This is a genomic window from Microcoleus sp. T2B6 (assembly GCF_036700475.1).
In the GTDB taxonomy this organism is placed as follows: domain Bacteria; phylum Cyanobacteriota; class Cyanobacteriia; order Cyanobacteriales; family Microcoleaceae; genus Microcoleus.
Genome location: NZ_JAUBOZ010000030.1, coordinates 54,138 through 74,318, shown reverse-complemented (window position 1 = coordinate 74,318; position 20,181 = coordinate 54,138). Strand labels below are relative to the sequence as shown.

Here is a 20,181-nt window from a genome sequence, read left to right as displayed (position 1 = left end):
ACTGGTACTCCGACTCCGACACCGGCAACTGGTACTCCGACTCCGACACCGGCAACTGGTACTCCGACTCCGACGCCGGCAACTGGTACTCCGACTCCGACACCGGCAACTGGTACTCCGACTCCGACACCGGCAACTGGTACTCCGACTCCGACGCCAGTCACTACAGGAACAGGCAGTACAAACATATTCCCGATCAGAATACCGAACTCTAACGCTCGGATTGCTGCGCTTGGTGATCCCACGGTAAGTTTTTCCCAAGCTACTTACAAAGTCAATGAAAGTTCCACAGGAGTCGTTCCGGCAGAAATTACTCTCACTCGCACTGGGACTGCGGAGGAGCTAAACAAAATTTCCAAGGTTTACCTAGAAGAGCCTACTGGTTCAGCGACTTTGAGAACAGATTGGAAAGTTTCCCCCAATTTCTCTCCTGAAATCACCTTTAACCCAGGCGAAAATAGCAAAACTTTCACAATTAACATCTTGTCGGATGGTCAAGCTGAGAGAACAGAAAAAATCGAGTTTCGGATCACCGCTCGGGATAAGGCAAATATTGGCGAGCAAGGCTCTGCAACCTTGCAAATTTTTGATGCTGACGGACTTTTCACCGACACGAACGTTCCGATATCTGGTTTGGATTCAGCCATCTGGGGAGACTACAACAATGACGGCAAGTTGGATATCCTTGGTGGATCTACCCCAATAAATACCCGAACCTTCGGGAACAGATTTACCCCAATTACCCGAATCTACAACAACACCAACCAAGGCTTTAGCGAAGCTAATCGAAGAGACTTGCCAGGTCAGGTTCCAGTCTGGGGAGATTACAACAATGATGGGTGGCTGGATGCTGGCCTAATCAACAACGATAGCACCAACATTAGTAGTTACGAAATTAATCGCAACGAGCTCAATAGTGGTGGGGACTTTACCGTTGAGACACGTCTACCTGACTACGATATCTCCTACGATATTTATCGAGCGAGTTGGGCAGATTACAACAATGACGGGCGTCCCGATCTCTTCGTCAATAAAAGACGTTTGGGCCCCCAGAACTCCTTCAGCACCACGCTCTATCGCAACACAGGCGATATCGGTTCAAACCGCTTTGAAGATAGCAAAGCACGTCTTAAGGAAGAACGTCCCGATTTAGTGATTCCCGGACGGCTATTTTCTGATGGCCCAACAGGCGGTCCTACCAAACCCGGAGTTTGGGCAGATTACGATAACGATGGCAAACTCGATATCCTAGTCCAGGTAAAGGACTCCAAAGACATTAATTCAAGGTACAGTGCCAAACTTTACCGCAACTTAGGCGATGGCGTTTTTGAAGACACTCGTGTAGACTTGCCTGGTTTCGGCGGTGAGGCTCGTGATATGGCCTGGGGAGACTACAACAACGACGGCCAACTGGATATTTTGCTATCGGGTAGCGATAGTTCTTTGCAGTCGTCCTTCACCAAAGTCTACCGCAACAAAACCCGTGAAAATAAGGGGTCTGCCAGCTTTGAAGACATAGGTGCACAGATACCTTCTTTGGGTAGCGCTCGATATGCTTGGGGAGACTACGACAATGACGGGTTTCTGGATATCCTGGGTACTGGTGTCGATCAACAAAATGGCGCAAGTTCAGCAACAATCGTCGCCAAACTCTATCGCAACGAACGCAGTTTTTCTGGCCCAAACAGCTTTAAAGACAGCGGCGTACAAATCGACAGTGGGACAGAGCAAAAGCAGAATAGCTTTTCCCAGACTGCTTGGGGAGACTACGACAAAGATGGCAGATTGGATATCCTGCTCACAGGTGCTTCACCAAAAGACTTTTCCGGGTCCTATAACGAAAACGACTTCTTTACCAAAGTCTTCCGCAATAACACCGTTAAAGCGAACACTCCTCCCACTGCACCCACAGAGCTAACGGCTTTGCCTTCTAGCCGAGAAGTCACTTTCAACTGGAAAAAAGCAACTGACGATCACACTCCTGCCGATGGTTTAAGCTACAACCTACGAGTTGGCACGACACCAGGGGGCCAAGATATTCTTTCCCCGATGTCGTATCTTGCCGATGGAACTCGCCAACTGGTGGGGTTGGGGAATGTTAGTCAAAACACGAAATGGCAACTTAAAGATTTGTCTCCAAATAAGAAATATTACTGGAGCGTGCAAGCAATTGATACTGCTTGGGCTGGTTCAAAGTTTGCCGAAGAAGGGAGTTTTACTACAGTCGCCAATAACCCGCCAGTTGTAAATCGTTCTGTGTTTTCGCAAAGTGCAGCGCTGCGTTTCTCTCAAACTGGCAATACTTTTACCTTAGCTGCCGATACCAATACAGACCCCGATCCGGGCGACAGCATTAATTATTCGATCGCAGTAACAGATTACAGTGCCTTGAACGAGTCGGCGTTTAAATGGAAGACCGATCTCAACGGCGGTTCCTATCGGCAGCCGATTCCCGACTTAAGTTTCCCGGAAATTCCTTTGCCTTCATGGCTAACTTTTAATCGGGAAACTCGCACTATTAATTTAGGTCCAGATCGCCCAAAATCTTTCAGATATTGGTTGAAAGTGACGGGAACTGATAAATCTGGCGCGAGTGTTAGCGAGTTCGTTCAGTTCAAAAGTGACTCTCTTGGGGGCTTTGTCATTGACGCTTATATCGCTGGGGCTACTCTATTCCTAGATGCCAACAAAAACGGCATCAAAGATACCAATGAACCATCAACTACTACTGACAGCAAGGGTGAATTCAATCTCAACATCCCCTTCGAGACGTTCGACACCAACAAAAACGGAGAAATCGACCCATCAGAAGGCAATCTAGTAGCCACAGGAGGCACTGACACCGCCACCGGCTTACCCCTAGAAACACCAGTCACCGCACCACCAGATGCGAGTGTAGTCACCCTCCTAACCACCTTAGTCGCCGACTTAATCGACAAAGGAATTGAACCAGAAGAAGCCCAATCTTTAGTCAAAGCCGCCCTTTCTCTCCCCGCTGATGTTGACTTAACTAGCTTCGATCCAATAGAAGCCACCAACAACAACATACCGGGCGGAGTCCAAGTCTTAGCCGAAATGGTGAAAGTCCAAAACTTCATCACCCAAACCAGCGGTTTGATTGACGGTGCATCCAGTGCAGTCAATAGCGATATTGTCAAGGCTGTTGTCAGTTCAATGACGGCTCAAATTCAATCCGGTACAGTCTTAAACCTGAGTAATGCCGCAGCTTTAGAACCAATCATTCAGCAAACAGCCGCGAAAATCCAGCAAATAGACCCCAGTTTCAACAGTCAAACAGTCACCAAAATTACATCGCAAGCAGCGACAGTAATGGCAACAGCAAATCAACGCATTGATGCCGCTGTCTCCAACCCAACAGGAACATCAATTCCTGAATCACTTGCGCGCCTCCAACAAGTAGCCTTGGGCCCAACCACTCAAGAATTCAAAGAAGTTGGTACAGGAAATAAACCAATTTCCCAGCTAGTTGCTGACAATACTGGTACTGCTTTAGATAGCAGAATTGAAGCTGTAGTATTACCTGTTGGCATTGCAACTCCTGTTGTCAGCGGCGATGCTGATTTGGGCAGCAATTCCCCGGATGCAATTCTCGGTACAAATGGCGACGATATCCTGACGGGCGACAGTGCGAATAATGTGTTGATGGGCATGAGGGGTAATGATTCCCTCGATGGAGTTCTGGGGAATGACACTATTTTTGGTGGCAAAGGTAGCGATACAATCCTCGGAAGTAGCGGTGATGATGTCTTATTTGGCAACCGTGGTGCTGACCTTTTGAATGGCGATGATGGTAATGATATTCTTTACGGAGGTAAGGGAGATGATTTACTCAATGGCGGTTTGGGAATTGATAGTTTGATAGGAGGAATGGGAGTAGATAAGTTCCTACTCTCTACCAATTCCGGTACTGATACGATTAATGATTTTGAAGTCGGTCAAGACTTGTTAGTATTGGGTAACGGGTTGAGTTTCTCGCAATTGGCAATTGCTCAAGATAGCGGTGCAACTTTAATCCGGTTGGCACAAACCGGGGAGATTTTAGCTTCTCTGGCCGGAGTTTCGGCTAGCAGTATTAGTGCTGTTAATTTCGGATTGATTTGAGATTGGGTAGGGAAACGGCATGGCCCATTAGTGTCAACTTAAGCTTTTAGTCCGTTAGTCTTCTCGCTCATCCGTCAGTCCGCCAGGGGTTGAAACCCCTGTCTAATAGCTAAAGTCCTCTGAAGAGGACTAATGAGTTCTTCAGTCCTCATAGCGAGGACTTTAGCTTTGAGACAGGGAATTCATTCCCTGTCGGACTATCGGTTTTACCTTAAGTTGACACCAGTTGCGCTGTTGCCGTGTCCTCAATTGCCGTGTTCTCGATCGTTATATCCGATCGCCCAATCGGGCAATTTCATCATCCAATCCGGTTGATTTTACCCGTTACCCGAAATCAGGATACGGCAGTGCCGTGTCCCTACAATCGATCGCGTGATGCTTACATCCGAGCGACGAAAATTGATTATTTTGGGGTAGGGAAACGGCAATGCCGTGTCCTCCGTTGCCTTCAATCCGCGCAGGCGGATTTTGTCTGTGTAGACGCGGTTTCAACCGCCCAGTTTTTCACATCAGCATCGCTGATATCGCATTCCCGGTAACTGCGAAACTAATCCCAACAATTCCAACTGCAAAAGTATACTAGAAACCATTCCCGCTTCTAATCCAGACGCTTCCACAATTGTATCAAAAGAACTCGGCCCAGATACGATCGCACCTAACACCTTAGCCAATTCCGGCTCCAACGGCGGCCCTTGCTTCTCAACCGTCGGATTTGGAGGAAATAGCGACAACTGCTCGGCTCTATCCAATTTTGGCATAGCTCCGAGCATTTCCAACAACCTGTCTTCGCTTAACAGTCGATCGCGACCAGGCAGAATCGGATGAGCACCTTTACTCAGCAACTCCAAACACCCAAACGAACGCTCATCATCCAATCTTGCCGTCAAAACATACACATCCCGGCAAAAATCATTAGCTTGATAAGCAGTAATTAAAGCACCCGATTTATGCGGAGCTTCTATCACGATTGTAGCGCGACTTAAGCCAGCAATTATGCGATTTCTGCGGGGAAAATTAGTTTTATTCGGTTGAGTCCCCGCCGGATATTCACTAATTACCAATCCCTGCTGCAAAATGCGATCGCACAACCTCTCATTTTGTTTAGGATATACAATATCTACTCCCGTCCCCACCACTGCGAAAGTCCTTCCTCCCGCCTCCAAACAGCCTATATGAGCCTCTGTATCAATGCCCGCAGCCAATCCCGAAACCACAGTAAAACCGCTTCTAGCCAAAGCCGTACTAAATTTGCGAGTCCACCTTCTGCCGTATTCCGAAGGGCTGCGAGTACCAACTATTGCCACTGTCGGCGTAATTCCTTGATTCTCTTTTACATCAACTAAACCGCGATAATACAACACTGGTGGCGGATTGGGAATTTCCAATAATAAGCGGGGATAATCTGGATCGGCAGGCGTCCAAAAACAGGGATTTTTTATAAGATGTTTTTCGATAAATTCTTCAGGATTAAGTTGAGTTCGTTCTTGCAAAATAGTTTCAATTATCTGCTTGCTGAACCCTTGGATTCGCATTAAATCTACTGATTGTGCCGTCCAAGCTTCTGCCAAACTATTGAAATTTTGGTGCAATCTTTGCAACAAAATCGGCCCGATGCCGTTAATTTGCGACCATGCTAACCAGTAAGCGCGTTCTTCTAGCAACGAGTTACCCTCAACTTATCTGAGAATAATTTTATCATCTTCGGTTGAATATAGTAGGGAAACGGCACTGCCGTGTCGTCTATTTCTTGGGTGGGGAAACGGCACTGCCGTGGCCTGTATTTTCACAGATAGCCTGGTACAGAAATGGCACTGCCGTGTCCTGTATTTCCACCGATAATCTGGTAGGGAAATGGCACTGCCGTGTCCTGTATTTCCACCGATGTCAAACTGTTATATAGCAATCCTAAATCATTTGTGAATTTCTTACTCCCTCCCCTTAGCAAGGGGAGGGTTGGGGTGGGGTAAAAAATTTACGACTCCTGCAAGGATTGTTATATAAATATTTTTTTCCGAACCGCGAAGGCGCGAATAACGCGAAGGGAATTAAGAGAAAGGTTGAAAATTACTGGCTAGGTTTTCCAATCTACAAAACGGGCGTAAATATAAGCAATAACTTCTCCGATCACAGTGCGAAAACCTTCACTAGATTTCCACCATTCTTGTGCGTTATAATCTTGCGGTTCCGCAGCTATAATCCCGACTTTAATCTCAGGATTCAGCACTTCTTTGAAAACAATCCAACTTCTGCGGGCGTGAGGGCCAAAGGAATAAAGATTAATTGAGTTAACTTTTAAACCTGAAGTAGAAAACCAATCTCGAAGGGCGATCGCAGAAGCAGCAGTACGGTGTTTCAAAACATTCGCGGCTGGTACTGCTACTAATTTATTTTTATCAAATCCTAGCGCAATACAAGTCGCGGCAGTCAGTTCGGCATAATTTTTATATTCAGCGAGATAGTAACCTTTATTTAAAGGAATTCCTGTGGTAATTAATTGGCTGTATTCACCTTTTTTGAATTCGGCGATCGCACTTTCGATCGCATAATCCGGCAACCAGCCTTCCACAACCAATATATCTGCTTTAATCGGCGCATTTACCGCCAAAAATGGATGGATATTTGTGAGAATTAAGAGCATTGCAATTATTAACCCCATCAGAGCAATTACCCAACCTTCCCTGGTAACTGCCCACATTTCTCGGCGGCGGATTAGACGAATTCTCATTTTAACTCGATCTAGATGTTTTCGGGTATGGAGGCAGATTCGGCGAGACTGGGGAAGAGGGAAATAGTGGGAAAGTGATAGAATTTCCCAATGCCCCATGCCCCATTCCCAATGCCCCCTTCCCAAATTATTGGTGTTTCAGATACTCAAAAACGCTTTTATCCCCGATATCCTGCGGCATTGGTTGAAAAAACTTGCGTACAGCAAAGATGATAAACAAAGCCGCCCAAATAGCCAGCAAAAATTGTTCATTTTCGGCTGACAAAAAACCGAAAATATGTCCTAAAATTAAGAGAGGAACTCCCGGAGTCAAAAACTTAGTTTCGAGGCGATTAAAGCAGAATGCTTCCTTAAAATAAATGCCATTTAACGCGGCAAAAGTAAAGCCAATTCCCCACAACGTGGTGGGATGTTCGTACACTGCTAAAGCTAGAGGTTGGCTGCTTTGTAGGGCGACAAACAATGCTGCCGCGCCGCCGATCGCCCAAAACGCCTGTAGTGTGCGGTGCAGCGCAATCATGTAGATGTGAATAGTTGCCAAGCTGACGCCTAAAGCTATCCAGAAACAAGCAAAAACAGGCGTTACAGCCTGGATTGCCATCGGGTTGTCGCCCTGTTGTAGCACCAGAGTAGTGCCGATCGCAAAACACAGCGCCGCCACCCCCAATCCGGCGCGGTAAATCACCACTCCCGTGCGATCGTTTTGAGTAATTGTAAATTCGCCGAATTGTCCTTGATAGACTGGCGATTCATCAGGTGATTTCAGTAGTTGCATTACAGATTCCTCCTATCATACACGAATGTACTTCTGCCAAGATATACTTTATTGATAAACCGAGCCAGCGAGACCGAGCGATGCCTAAATTTAACAAGCCTAAACTTAACCAGTCTAAAGTTAACAAGTCTAAAGTTAACAAGCCTAAAGTGGACGATCGCCCCGATCAAAGCCAATCCCTTCCTTCACAATCCGAACTTCCTCCAGTTCAGCTTGATGAAACCATTGTAGCAGGCAGAAGACCCAAACCGGTCAACGACTTTCAGAGCCTGCTGGAGGAATTATCCGAATTGAGAGCGGGGTTCGATCCAGAAATGTTAGCGCATCTCGATAAAAATATCCCATTTAATAATACGCAATTTGAAACTAAAATCAGCAAGATTTTGGGGTCAAAAAATATTGATTTCAGCCTAAAAAATTCCGTCAAATATCTAGATTACATCAAGCAAAATATTCAACTCCCCTGCCACGTTACCGGCATAGAAGAGTTTGAATGGGAAGAAGAATATACAATGGGTGGGGGCAGCAAAAAAGAATATGCACGGCTCAAAAAAACTCAACCTTCTTATACTGATAGATTCACAATTAATCGGTTGGAGGATTTGGTGCTTCAGGAAGAAGGCATATTTGTGGAAGTGCAGCGCGTCAGCGATCGCCAAAAGTTTATGTTGCCTTTATCTGAGTTAGAATCAGTTGATGTAACCTCCCGCAACAATCAGTTATTAGATGATTATGCCGTGTGGTTTATCAATTATTAAGGAAGAGTGGAAAAGTGGGGGAGGGGAAGAGTGGGAGAGGGGGAGAAGGGGAGATTGGGAGAGGGGGAGAAGGGGAGAGTGGGGGATGGAAAAAATCTTCCTTCTTCCTTCTTCCTTCTTCCTTCTTCCTTCTTCCTTCTCCCTTCTTCCTTCTTCCTTCTTCCTTCTTCCTTCTTCCTTCTTCCTTCTTCCTTCTTCCTTCTTCCTTCTTCCTTCTTAATTAAATAGAAGCCGGCAAGTGCGATCGCGAAACCAAAGCCAAAGCTTCAACCAAACTGCGAACAGCCGCAATCATAGCCACTTCGCTATTAAGTTGGCTGACAGCAGAACCGACACCAACACCCGCAGCACCGGCTCCAATAGCGAGGGGTGCGGTGACGCTGGAGATACCGGAAGCGCAGAGTACGGGGACGGATACGGCGCGGGAAATTTCAAAGGCTGCAGCCAAAGTAGGCGCTGCTTTTTCAATTAATCCCAATGTGCCGGCGTGAATTGGTTGAGCGCTGGTGCCACCTTCTGTTTGGATGATATTAGCCCCAGCTTTGACTAATTCAATTGCTAACTGCACTTGTTTGTCGAGTGCCAAAATGTGGGGAACTGTTACAGAAAGAGTGATGTTTGGAAATAGCGATCGAGTTTCGCGAGTCAACTGCAAAACTTCCTCAGCTTCAAAGCGGCGGCCTAGTGCGTAGAAAGCATCAAAGTTACCAATTTCAATCAAATCAGCGCCAGCTTTTACTGCAGGCACAAACTTTTCCGGTTCCACAGCCGATACACAAATTGGCAAATTTGTCAACTGTTTTGCCATCAATACCAAATCTCGATCGGCAGCAATATCGACAAAGGAAGCACCGCCGAGATCCGCTGCTTTGACGACAGCCGCAACGTTGGCGGCATCAAAATTATTTAAACCGCTGATAATTTTCAGGGCGCGGCCTTGCTCAAAAGCGCGCTGCAATTTAGAATTTACACTCATCGTTAGTTTTCCAACTCAAAAAATTTCTTAGACTCATTTTGACACAAATTAGAACAATTTTTGATTTTTAATTCTTAATTTTTAATTACTACGCGGCTGGCGAAATTTGTAAACATCTTTGATAACTTGTGCCCAGCCGTCAGAGAGAGATTCGAGAATACGAGAGCCCTTTTCTTTCGTCGCCACCGTCGCATCGCCCAACACACCACTTTCAGTCAACTCTCGCGTCAGCCAAGCAAAAGGCAAATTCCCTTCCATACTCAGCAAACTGTCTGTTGGTAAACCCTGCGGGTACTCGCAAACAGCCAGTTCCATTTTCACCTGTTCGGGCAAAATTGACAACATCAAACTCGTTTCTGCATCGCCCGCGTGAATTCCCAACTCCAACTCCTTCGCAGTTAATAATTCAGAAGCCACATTAGGAACCCGCCAAACAAACAGCGGAAAAACAGAGAAATCTTGATATTTTTGATGAATATCCCGCGCCGCAATTTCCATCACCTGCGGCTGTCCGCCGTGAGCATTCATTAACACTAATTTACGAAATCCGGCGCGGTAAATACTGTCAGCAATTTCACCTAATACTGCTAAAAGTGTCTGAGCACTGAGCATAATTGTACCGGGAAAATGGCAGTGCTCGTTCGACTTGCCGTAGTACAAAGGCGGCAAAGCATAAGCGGGAATATTTGCCTCTAACTTTGCCAGGGCTTTGCCTGTCACCGCCGCGCTAATTGCCGCATCCACAATTAAAGGCAAATGGGGGCCGTGCTGTTCGATCGCACCTAGCGGCTGAATTATAACTATATTTTCCTTATCCAGCATAGACTGGATTTCTGTCCAAGTTAGATATGGAAAAAAGCGCGATTCTGGAATAAAATTGTGCATATTACGATTCTACAAGCTCAAGGGCAAAAGTTATGAACACATTTGAGCGCCTAAAGATCGAGGGGTTTCGCCGTTTGTTTTCGGCAGAGGTGGAAATGCGAGATATGACAGTGATGATTGGTGCTAACGGTGTTGGGAAAAGTTCTTTCTTAGAAATATTCTCACTTTTAGCAGCATCAGCCAACGGTCAGTTACAGTCCAAAATTTCAGAGTTGGGCGGTCTAACTCAGATGGTAACATTAGACCGGGCTGATAGCGTGTCAATCTCCTTATCAATGCCTATAGAAAATCAGGAACCGCTTAACTATTCTCTGAAACTTGCAACCAAAGGTCAATTCTATGAAATTGGTTCAGAAACTCTAATCCAACAGCGCGATCCCAATGCTTCTCAACCTTTTAAGTATATTGAATCTCGCGGTTCAGATGTCAGATACTTCAGTCCAGAGGATGAAAAGCTACTACGTCCCAACTGGCAGTACAATCCTTTTGAAAGCTCACTCGCTCAGGTTCCTAAGATGTATCGGGAACCTGAAACATTGAGGCAGCACTTAGCTTCATGTAGCTTTTATAAGGCTTGGGAGTTGAATCTTTCCCCTCAAAGTCCTATACGTTTACCTCAATCTATGCGGCCTGCAACTTTGCCCGGTACCAAGGGAGAAGATTTAGTTTCATGCCTCTATTACCTGCGAGAAACAGATCCCAATCGATTTGAAATTATCCAAGATACGCTTGCTGCGGCCTTTCCTAATTTTGAACGATTAAGCTTTCCGCCAGTAGCAGCCGGAACTTTAGCAATGACTTGGAAGGAGCGAAATTTTTCTGATCCTTTTTATATGCACCAACTATCCGAGGGAACGCTGCGATTTCTCTGGTTAATCACCTTACTGCAAAGTCGAGATTTGACCGCTGTCACGCTGATTGATGAGCCGGAAGTTAGTTTACATCCAGAGTTGTTACAACAACTAGCTCATGCTATGAGAGAAGCTTCTCAAAGAACTCAACTAATTGTAGCAACTCATTCAGATAGACTGATCGGATTTTTAGAGCCTAAAGAGGTGCTTGTCTGCAATACTGAAGATGGATTAACAACTCTAACTTGGGCTGACTCTATAGACTTAGAACACTGGTTAGAAGATTATAGCTTGGATCAGCTTTGGGCAATGAATATCATTGGAGGCAGACCGTGAAGATTGCCATCATAGTAGAAGGAAAAACAGAAACAGCTTTTATGCCTATATTGCGAAAATTTTTGGAATCGCGTTTGCAGCAAATGCCAAAACTCGATACTAAACCTCAACACGGTCGCATTCCTAAAGAAGACAAGCTAAAGCGTGTAGTTGAAAATTTTTTAGGAAAAGATGGTTATGATGCTGTAATTGCATTAACAGATGTTTATACAGGAACTAAAGATTTTAAAGATGCAGGAGACGCTAAGGCTCAAATGAAAAAATGGGTGGGGGAAAATCCTAAATTTTATCCCCATGCAGCTTCCCATGACTTTGAAGCTTGGCTGTTACCTTTTTGGTCAAAAATTCAGCAAATATCAGGAGGCAATAGAGCCGTGCCTAGCGGTTCTCCTGAACTGGTCAATCACAATAATCCACCTTCTTATCGGATTAAAGAAATATTTGAACAGGGAAAACGTCGCAGTTATGATAAAGCACGGGATGCCAAAAGAATATTAGAGGGACAAAATCTCATGGAGGCTGCCGCAGTCTGTCCAGAATTAAAGGCTTTTCTGAATACTATTTTATCTCTTTGTGGGGGCGAATTGATTCCTTGACCCCGCCCAAAAACGGATACGAACCCGCGATTCCTGTTGTGGAAAAAGCGAGATTTTAGACCAAGCTCTGGCGCGGGTTTCACACATTGCTCGCTATATGTATATACTGTGCTGTGCGGTCACGCAAGCACTCCTAAACAACGCTTTTTACCTTCATTGAGATGCTCCCATCATCGGAGTACATCTCTGTTTTGCTTTGACCCCACATTCCGCAGTTCTGGCTTTAATGACTAAGGATTATCATACATTCAGTGTAGGAAAAATATCTGTGCCTACCTTTTATAATTTTAGTATCATTTTTTTGCGATTTTGGCGAACTATAACAAATTTTAATTTACAGATATTTCCAAATATATTCCTTCGGCAATATCTGAACTGATTTTCCCTAAATTAGACACTAAAATTCCGGCAACATGATTGTTATGTTGCCAATTATTTGAATTTATTCAACCATATTCTCCGGTTTATTTTCCGCGTTACCCATCTTCAACTATTAAATAATATTGACCGCAAACCTTTCCTAAATAATTTAATATCTCCCGACGTTCCTTTGTTAAGTTGCTGATTTGTTCGGCTCCATTGAGGTTGACTAAATGTACGGCTTGAAACATCTGAAATACCCACCGCATTGTCGGTTTATTTGTCATTTTCTTGACCTGGTTTCTGATGCTGGCATTGGCTGATTCTAATTCTTGTCTCAACTTTCTTATTCGCGAGATTATATACTAATAAACATACTCCCATTATCATGGCAATTGCTTCTACTCTCTCGGGTTTTTTCACGAAGACGCTTGATGTGAAAAATAATGGGTCTTTTAAAAATCTAAATCCTCTTTCGTTACTTTGTTGGTCTTTGTATTCTTCTAATATCTGCTGGTTGGTTATTTCGTTTTTATCTAAAATGTTTGTTGCCAGTATAAATCTCCCTGCTTTAATTTTTTCGGCGGATATTATTTTGGGTCTGGTTTCTATTTTACCGATTATTTGATAGGCTATTGTGTCTATATCACTAGCTTTTTTGGCTGGTGTTTTTTGTTTTTTATGGCTTTTTTCTTGACATTCAATTTCGGTGATCTGGTGATATTTCCATGTGTCTGATAGATTTTTTATGGCGGTTTCTGCGTCGGCAACGCAGGCAAATTTTTGCCGGGAAAGCTTGCGTAGTGCGGCTTGGGCGCTTGATTGTTGTTTGTTTACTTGTTTGTCTATTTGTTTGATGCTTGCTTGTTTTCTGAGTTCACTTTCTATGACTAACCATCTTTGTTTGATGTTTCCATATTCGCTAGCTCTTTCGGCTATCTTATATCCTTTTTTTGAGCTTGATTGCCATTCGCTTTCTTGGATGTCTACGATTTGTTCTTGGGCTGATTTTATGCTTAATGGGACTCTTGTTATCCATTTGATTCCTGTCATTGCTGATAGATTTTCCCTGGTGTATAAGGCGCTGTCTGCTACGCAGATTCCTTCAAATGTCCACTGCTTTTTGAATTCTTTTAGTCTTGATACGAATACGCTTTTGTCGTCGATGTTTCCTGAATCGATTTTTAAATATAGTGGTATGTCTCCGTCTCCTGTTACAATCATGTCTATGATAAATTGTTTCAGGTCTGGTCGATGGTAAGAGTGAATATCCGTGAACTATTTCTATTGGTTTCATTTCTGATGTTTCTGATCCGGGTTCTTTTTCTGTTTGGTCGCTGTTTTCAACTTGGGTTTTATATTCTCCTTGTACGTACATTGAACTTCCATCTAAGTGGATTGTGTTCATTTTTACTTGGAATTTATGGGCAGCTTTCATGGCGATTGTTGTGAAGAGTTTTGTGGTTCCCACTTGATAATATTTATCCAGGGCTCTTCCCAGTCTATCGTCGTTTAGATGTTCCGGTAATATTCCCTTTCCTATTAGATGTGATGTTGCTTTGCCTACGAAAAATTCCTCGAATATGTATAATGGGGCGCTTAAAAAGCCTAGTCCATTCAAAATCATTGCTTTCATGACTTGTCCTGGGCTGAGCATTTCTTGGGTTGTTATTCCTACTATTTTATTGACTTCTTCTACTAATTCCATCTCGTCTATTATCCCTGCTACTATTCCTAAATGGTCTAAATTTAGGACTTTTATGGCTTCTTCATGCTCATTCATGGTTTTTTCCTCTTGGCTCCTCATTCGTTCATTGTATCTCAAAAAAGCCGGAAGTGATTGCCCCGTAATCACTTCCGGCTTTAATTTTTAAATTTTATAACCATCAATTCTATTTAAAGACCTGCGGAATGTGGGTTTGACAGGAGTGCGACAATCTTGGTCGCTAAAAATATATAAAGCGATCGGGATGCTCGCACTCCTAAAAAACGCTTTTTACAAAATAGGACTGCTCCCAATCAACTACCCTGAAAATTAAAAAGTAATTCCCAAGATAGATCACATCTTCTGTCTGTCGGTAGATAATATAATATAGCAGATACTTTAATAGGGCGCTGATAATATACGCTCGCCAGCTCAGACCGCAAGACGTAGAGACGACTAATTGATGGAAGCTTGGCAAACCTCAGAAACTAATTTAACCGACATTCCGATCGCCGAGGAACTGTCACGCCGCACCCCACGATCGCACGATTGCAAAGCAGAAAACCGAGCGCTGCAAATGCTGGCCCGACAACTGGCAACCTCCCCTCGCACGCTGCTCAAAACACTGGTTACGATCGCTCAAGATTTGTGCAGTGCAGGAAGCGTCGGAGTCTGCTTGCTAGAAGAAAATGGCAGTTCCGAACAAATCTTTCGCTGGGAGGCCTTGGCGGGCGCGTGGGAAGCTGCAGCACACACAAACACACCCCGCACATTGCGTTTGTCGGGAGCAGGTTTCGATCGCCAAACTCCCCAGCTTTACTTCGCTCCAGAACAATACTTTACCGACTTGCAGCAGCTAGAAAAGCCGATCGCCGAAGCGTTAGTCGTGCCACTGCCAGCAGAAAATCAATTGCTGGGGGCAATATGGATTGTATCTCACGAGGACGATCGCCAGTTCGATGCCGAAGACTTGCGGATTGCGATCGCCCTAGCAGACTTTGCCGTTGCCGCCGTACAAATCGATCGCGCCGATCGAACCAAAGAAGCTTTGCGAGAAAGCGAAGAACGCTGGCAGCTAGCCTTACAGGGCAACAACGACGGCATTTGGGATTACAACCTGCAAACAAATTGCCATTTCCTGAGCGATCGCTGTTTAGAGATTTTGGAACGTGGGCCGGAAGAAATCAATGACTTCAGCCAATTTTTGAGCTACATTCATCCCGATGATGTGGAGATAATGCAAAGCAATTGGCAGCAGCACTTGCATCGAGAAACCTCACATTACTGCTGCGAGTACCGAGTTCGCTGTCGCGACGGGCGCTACAAATGGGTTTTAGCCAGAGGGCGAGCAATTTGGGATGAGTCAGGCAATCCCCTGCGGGCCGTGGGCTCCCTCACAGATATCAGCGATCGCAAACAAACTGAAATTGCCTTGAAACAAAGCGAAGAACGTTTGAGCGTCGCCATCGAAGGCTCAGGCATGGCAACCTGGGATTTAGACGTGCGAACAAATCGACTAATTTGGTCGGCGACCCATTTCAGCATTTTGGGCTGCGAACCGGTACCGGGCGGCGAAGCAAGCGCGGCTGTGTGGGAAAACAGCGTGCATCCAGACGACTTAAAGCAAGTCCTGCAGGCCATAGAAACAGCTCGACAAACGAGCTCGTTCTACTCCCCCGAATACCGCATCATCCGGGCCGACAACGGAGAAATCCGCTGGTTGAGCGCGTTCGGGCGCTATCTCTACGACGCCGCAGGGGAAGCAGTGCGGTTTATCGGAGTATTATTTGATGCTACCGATCGCAAAAAGGCCGAACTCGCGCTGCAAGAGAGCGAGCAAACCGTGCGCCGTCAACTTCTAGAGATAGAGTCGCTCTACCAAACAACTCCCGTGGGTTTGGCCGTTTTAGACACAGATTTGCGGTTCGTGCGGATCAACCAGCGGTTTGCCCAAATGAACGGCTTGGCCATAGAAATGCACATCGGCCACACTCTGCGCGAAATTGTCCCCGACTGGGCAGACACAGCCGAACCTTTGTTGCGCCACCTTCTCGACACCGGAAAACCGATCCGGAATTTTGAACTCACCGGTGCAACCAGGGCTCAACCCACTGTTGTTCGCACTTGGCTGCAGAATTGGTGGCCGCTCAGAGACAGAGGCGGAGAGATTGTCGGGATTCATATCGTGGTACAGGAAATTACCGCTCGCAAAATGGCCGAACTCGCCTTGCAAGAAAGCTACAACCGTTTCCAATTAGCTACAAGGGCGATCGACGGCATGGTGTTTGAGTGGGATTTGGCAGCAAACTCAGTTTACCGTTCCGAGGGATTGTGCTCGATCGTCGGTGTCTGCCCAGAGGATGCACCGGCAACACCAGAGTGGTGGAGAGAACGCATCCATCCCGTCGATTTGGCACACATCCAAGCCGGGGGGGAATCAATCTTGAATATTCCCGATCGCTATGAAATCGAGTACCGAGTCCGGCACGAAGACGGGCGCTGGATCGAGGTTTCGGAGCGTGGCTGTTTGATCCGCAACCAGCAAGGTGAAGTGACCAAAATAGTCGGCTTCACCAGCAACATTACCCAGCGCAAACAAGCAGAAGCAGCATTGCGCGATCGTGAAACCCACCTGCAGTTAATTCTCGACAGCGCCAAAGACTATGCCATCTTCACCCTCGACATCGGCGGACACATTACCACTTGGAACGCAGGGGCCGAGAGAGTGCTGGGCTATTCCGAAGCTGAAATCGTCGGGCAGCACGGACGAATCATCTTCACCCCAGAAGACTCAGCAGCCCGAATGCCGGAAGCAGAAATGCACATCGCCCTGACTCAGGGAAAGGCAGAAAACGAGCGCTGGCACCTCCGCAAAGATGGCAGCCGCTTTTGGGGCAGCGGGCTGGTGATGCCCCTGCGCGACGCAGCCGGCGAGGTGCAAGGTTTCCTGAAAATCATGCAGGACAAAACCGAGCGGCGGCAAATAGAAGAAGCACTGCGGCACAGCGAAAATCTCTACCGCACCCTCGCCGATGGCGTCCCGGAATTAATGTGGATCAACACCGCCGACGGCAGGTTAGAGTTTTGCAACAAACACTGGACAACCTACACCGGCATGAGGCCAGAATTGCCGCTGCCTGCACCGGTGCTGCAATTATTTCATCCTGATGATCTGCCAGCAGTTGTGGGTACGCGCACTCCTGCGATGGAAGCAGGGGAAGCCTACGAATTCGAGTGTCGGGTACGCAGGTTTGATGGTAATTATCGCTGGCATCTAGCGCGACTTGTGCCCGTCAAAGACAGGAAGGGAAAGGTGGTGCAATGGGCTGGGATTGGCATTGATATTGACGATCGCAAACGAGCCGAAGAAAGCTTAGCAGAAAGCGATCGCCGCTTCCGCTTCTTGGCTGAGTCGCTGCCCCACCTGATTTGGAACGTAAGCTCCGCCGGGGAAATTCGCTTTACCAATCAACAACAATGGTTGGAATATCTGGGAATGTCTTACGAGGAAGCCGTTCAAAGCAATTGGGAATCCCTAGTCCCGCCCTCGGATTTGGCAGAATCTTGGGCCCGCTGGGAAGAATGTCAAATCACCGGAGAAGTTTATCAACTTGAGCTGCGCCTGCGGCGGGCAGCAGACCAGATGGAACGCTGGCATTTGTCCCGCGCCGTGCCAATTCGCGACGCAGGGGGCGAAATTGTCGAGTGGATCGGCACGAATACTGATATTCACGATCGCAAACAAGCCCAACTCAACGAGCAGTTTCTCTCCGATCTCGAAGTCCGCTTGCGGCAGCGCTTCAACCCCGCAGAAATGTTGTCGGAAGCGATGAACTGTCTGGGAGAATATTTAAAAGTCGATCGCTGCATCTGGCACGAAATCGATGTAGAAGCCGATCGGGCAATTGTCCGGCAAGACTGGCACCAGTCCGACCTCGCCAGCACCGTCGGCACCTATCAAATCTCAGACTTTAAGACCCCAGAACTGAAAGCTCTCTCTATAGCAGGTCAAACACTTGTCATCTCAGATATCGCTAATCACCCGCATACAGCGCATTTGGTCGATAACTACGGGGCCGTGTCGATTCGTGCTTTGGTCGATGTTCCCTGCCTTCAGGAAGGGCGCTGGGTGGCTCTTTTGCTGGTGACATCAAAGGTGGTTCGGCACTGGCGGCCCGATGAAGTTTGGCTGATGCAAGAAGTGGTGGCTCGCCTCTGGGTGGTGATCCTGCACGCGCGAGCCCTGCATGAGCTGCACGAAAGCGAGGCTCGGTTCCGCGCTCTAGCTGACAACATCGCTCAGTTGGCCTGGATCACAGATCCCACTGGCGGGAGTTTATGGTATAACCAGCGCTGGTTTGAGTACACGGGCCGGGCGCTAGAAGAAATGCTAGGCTGGGGCTGGCAACTGGTACACCACCCGGAACACCTCGATCGCGTTGTCGAAAAATTTAGGCGCTGCATTGAAACAGGGGAACTCTGGGAAGATACTTTCCCCTTGCGCGGCAAAGACGGATCGTACCGCTGGTTTCTCTCCTGCGCTGTGGCGATTCGCGACGATCAAGGCAACGTGCTGCGCTGGTGTGGCACCAACACCGATATTACCGATCAAAAAGTTGCAGAAGCAGAACGGGAACGCCTTCTAGCACGGGAAAAGGCAGCGCGGGAAGAAGCAGAACAGGCTAACCGCGTCAAAGACGAATTTTTGGCTGTTTTGTCCCACGAATTGCGGACTCCCTTAAACCCGATTTTGGGGTGGACGAAGCTGCTTCAATCGAACATTTTGACACCGGAAAAGCAGCGTTACGCCTTAGAGACGATCGAGCGCAACGCCAAACTGCAAACCCAGCTTATCGAAGATTTGCTCGACGTGTCGGGGATTCTGCAAGGCAAGGTTAGCTTGAATATTGCACCTGTGGATTTAGTCGGGGTGATCAGCGCTGCTATTGAAACGATGCGTCTGGCGGCGGAAGTCAAGTCGATTCAAATCAGCACTCAATTTGCACCGAATCTCGGCCCGGTGTTGGGCGATGCGGGCAGACTTCAGCAGGTTGTCTGGAATTTGCTGTCAAATGCCGTCAAGTTCACCCCGCCGGGAGGCAAAATTGAAGTCGTTCTCGATCGGGTGGACACCTTGGCCCAAATTACTGTAACTGATACGGGAAAAGGTATCGAACCTGATTTTCTGCCCTATGTATTCGACTACTTCCGGCAAGCTGACAGTACGATGACGCGCAAGTTTGGCGGATTGGGTTTAGGATTGGCGATCGTCCGCCATCTCGTCGAACTCCACGGCGGCACGGTGAAATCCGACAGTGCCGGCGAAGGACAAGGTGCAACCTTGACTGTCAGGATACCTCTGATGCCCGTGCAATCTCCGACAAGTCCTGTGGGAACTGCGTCGCCGGGCCAATCCTTCAATTTGAGCGGTATCAAGGTGTTAGCGGTGGATGATGATGCCGATGCGCGAGATTTAGTGGTTTTTCTGCTTGAGGATTGTGGGGCAAGTGTGACAGCAGTTGCTAACGCCGCCGATGCCTTGGCGTTTTTAACCCAGTCTGTGCCGGATTTGCTGTTGAGCGATATTGGAATGCCCGATACCGACGGTTATATGTTGATGCGACAGGTTCGGGCTCTGGCGCCTGACAAAGGGGGACTGGTTCCGGCGATCGCCCTCACGGCTTATGCTGGAGAAATTGACTATCAGCAGGCCCTGGCTGCGGGGTTCCAGCGACACATTTGTAAGCCTTTAGACCCCGACAAGTTGGTGCAGGCGATTGGGGAGGTACTCGATCGATCGGGCGAAAACATTTTTTAAGGTCTTTTTGTGTCTGAAAAGTCTTTATTTAATGAACCGCGAAGACGCAAAGAACGCGAAGCAATAAAGGAAGAAAAAAGGAAAAAGTTAATAATTTCAAGTCCGTTATATCTGAAATATTGCACCCTTCTCAATAATGATTTTATTGAGTGGCTATGAGCAACGGCGCGCAAGAAAATTCACTCTTTGTGGAAGCGGGCGGAAAGCCTGTTCATGAGAATGGTGCAATAGGTCAGATGTAACCAATTTAATCCTGGTTCGATCGCGCATCATC

Annotated in this window: 11 protein-coding genes and 1 pseudogene; 6 read left to right on the top strand and 6 right to left on the bottom strand. The window is 46.8% G+C overall.

Annotated elements, in window-relative coordinates; all coding sequences use genetic code 11:
* Positions 1 to 4,122, top strand: a 4,122-nt coding sequence (locus tag QUA00_RS15555; protein ID WP_333410162.1) for an FG-GAP-like repeat-containing protein, incomplete at its 5' end; no start/stop codon positions are given.
* Positions 4,123 to 4,254: 132 nt separating this feature from the next.
* Positions 4,255 to 4,437, top strand: coding sequence for a hypothetical protein (locus tag QUA00_RS15550; protein ID WP_333410161.1), 183 nt, complete (start codon positions 4,255 to 4,257; stop codon positions 4,435 to 4,437).
* Positions 4,438 to 4,631: 194 nt separating this feature from the next.
* On the opposite strand, the gene dprA is transcribed toward QUA00_RS15550, so the two are convergent.
* The 3 genes from dprA to QUA00_RS15535 form a co-directional block, all read right to left on the bottom strand.
* The gene (gene dprA, locus QUA00_RS15545) at positions 4,632 to 5,783 is read right to left on the bottom strand and encodes a DNA-processing protein DprA (protein ID WP_333410160.1); all 1,152 of its coding nucleotides are present in this window, start codon (positions 5,781 to 5,783) and stop codon (positions 4,632 to 4,634) included.
* Between the two features lie 410 nt (positions 5,784 to 6,193).
* Positions 6,194 to 6,847: a YdcF family protein gene (locus QUA00_RS15540; protein WP_333410159.1), complete on the bottom strand. Its 654-nt coding sequence runs from the start codon at positions 6,845 to 6,847 to the stop codon at positions 6,194 to 6,196.
* Positions 6,848 to 6,974: 127 nt separating this feature from the next.
* Positions 6,975 to 7,622 carry a DUF2301 domain-containing membrane protein gene (locus QUA00_RS15535; protein ID WP_333410158.1) on the bottom strand — a complete coding sequence of 216 codons (648 nt, stop codon included), beginning with the start codon at positions 7,620 to 7,622 and terminating at the stop codon, positions 6,975 to 6,977.
* Between the two features lie 80 nt (positions 7,623 to 7,702).
* On the opposite strand from QUA00_RS15535, the gene QUA00_RS15530 reads away from it, so the two are divergent.
* Entirely contained in the window at positions 7,703 to 8,380 is a 678-nt protein-coding gene (locus QUA00_RS15530; protein ID WP_333410157.1) for a calcium-binding protein, read from the top strand.
* A 220-nt stretch (positions 8,381 to 8,600) separates the two neighbouring features.
* Here QUA00_RS15530 and QUA00_RS15525 read toward each other — a convergent pair whose 3' ends face one another.
* Together QUA00_RS15525 and QUA00_RS15520 are read right to left on the bottom strand one after the other, a co-directional pair.
* Complete coding sequence (locus QUA00_RS15525) at positions 8,601 to 9,356, bottom strand: DUF561 domain-containing protein (RefSeq protein WP_333410156.1); 756 nt, start codon at positions 9,354 to 9,356, stop codon at positions 8,601 to 8,603.
* Positions 9,357 to 9,437: 81 nt separating this feature from the next.
* Complete coding sequence (locus QUA00_RS15520; protein WP_333410155.1) at positions 9,438 to 10,241, bottom strand: creatininase family protein; 804 nt, start codon at positions 10,239 to 10,241, stop codon at positions 9,438 to 9,440.
* A gap of 32 nt (positions 10,242 to 10,273) precedes the next feature.
* Between QUA00_RS15520 and QUA00_RS15515 the strand changes: the two genes are divergently transcribed.
* Both QUA00_RS15515 and QUA00_RS15510 read left to right on the top strand, forming a co-directional pair.
* The gene (locus QUA00_RS15515; RefSeq protein WP_333410154.1) at positions 10,274 to 11,428 is read left to right on the top strand and encodes an AAA family ATPase; all 1,155 of its coding nucleotides are present in this window, start codon (positions 10,274 to 10,276) and stop codon (positions 11,426 to 11,428) included.
* The gene (locus tag QUA00_RS15510) at positions 11,395 to 12,024 is read left to right on the top strand and encodes a DUF4276 family protein (protein WP_333315735.1); all 630 of its coding nucleotides are present in this window, start codon (positions 11,395 to 11,397) and stop codon (positions 12,022 to 12,024) included. Before QUA00_RS15515 ends, QUA00_RS15510 begins: the two co-directional genes overlap by 34 nt.
* Positions 12,025 to 12,500: 476 nt before the next feature.
* Here the strand turns inward: QUA00_RS15510 and QUA00_RS15505 are convergent.
* Positions 12,501 to 14,167, bottom strand: a pseudogene (locus QUA00_RS15505) (IS1634 family transposase).
* A 385-nt stretch (positions 14,168 to 14,552) separates the two neighbouring features.
* On the opposite strand from QUA00_RS15505, the gene QUA00_RS15500 reads away from it, so the two are divergent.
* Positions 14,553 to 19,907 carry a PAS domain S-box protein gene (locus tag QUA00_RS15500; protein ID WP_333410153.1) on the top strand — a complete coding sequence of 1,785 codons (5,355 nt, stop codon included), beginning with the start codon at positions 14,553 to 14,555 and terminating at the stop codon, positions 19,905 to 19,907.
* Positions 19,908 to 20,181 lie beyond the last annotated feature (274 nt).

Bases quoted from the DNA above. Each gene is read 5' to 3' on its own strand.
- QUA00_RS15550 (WP_333410161.1), top strand. From the start codon at position 4,255: ATGAGTTCTTCAGTCCTCATAGCGAGGACTTTAGCTTTGAGACAGGGA.
- QUA00_RS15540 (WP_333410159.1), bottom strand. From the start codon at position 6,847: ATGAGAATTCGTCTAATCCGCCGCCGAGAAATGTGGGCAGTTACCAGG.
- QUA00_RS15535 (WP_333410158.1), bottom strand. From the start codon at position 7,622: ATGCAACTACTGAAATCACCTGATGAATCGCCAGTCTATCAAGGACAA.
- QUA00_RS15530 (WP_333410157.1), top strand. From the start codon at position 7,703: ATGCCTAAATTTAACAAGCCTAAACTTAACCAGTCTAAAGTTAACAAG.
- QUA00_RS15525 (WP_333410156.1), bottom strand. From the start codon at position 9,356: ATGAGTGTAAATTCTAAATTGCAGCGCGCTTTTGAGCAAGGCCGCGCC.
- QUA00_RS15520 (WP_333410155.1), bottom strand. From the start codon at position 10,241: ATGCACAATTTTATTCCAGAATCGCGCTTTTTTCCATATCTAACTTGG.
- QUA00_RS15515 (WP_333410154.1), top strand. From the start codon at position 10,274: ATGAACACATTTGAGCGCCTAAAGATCGAGGGGTTTCGCCGTTTGTTT.
- QUA00_RS15500 (WP_333410153.1), top strand. From the start codon at position 14,553: ATGGAAGCTTGGCAAACCTCAGAAACTAATTTAACCGACATTCCGATC.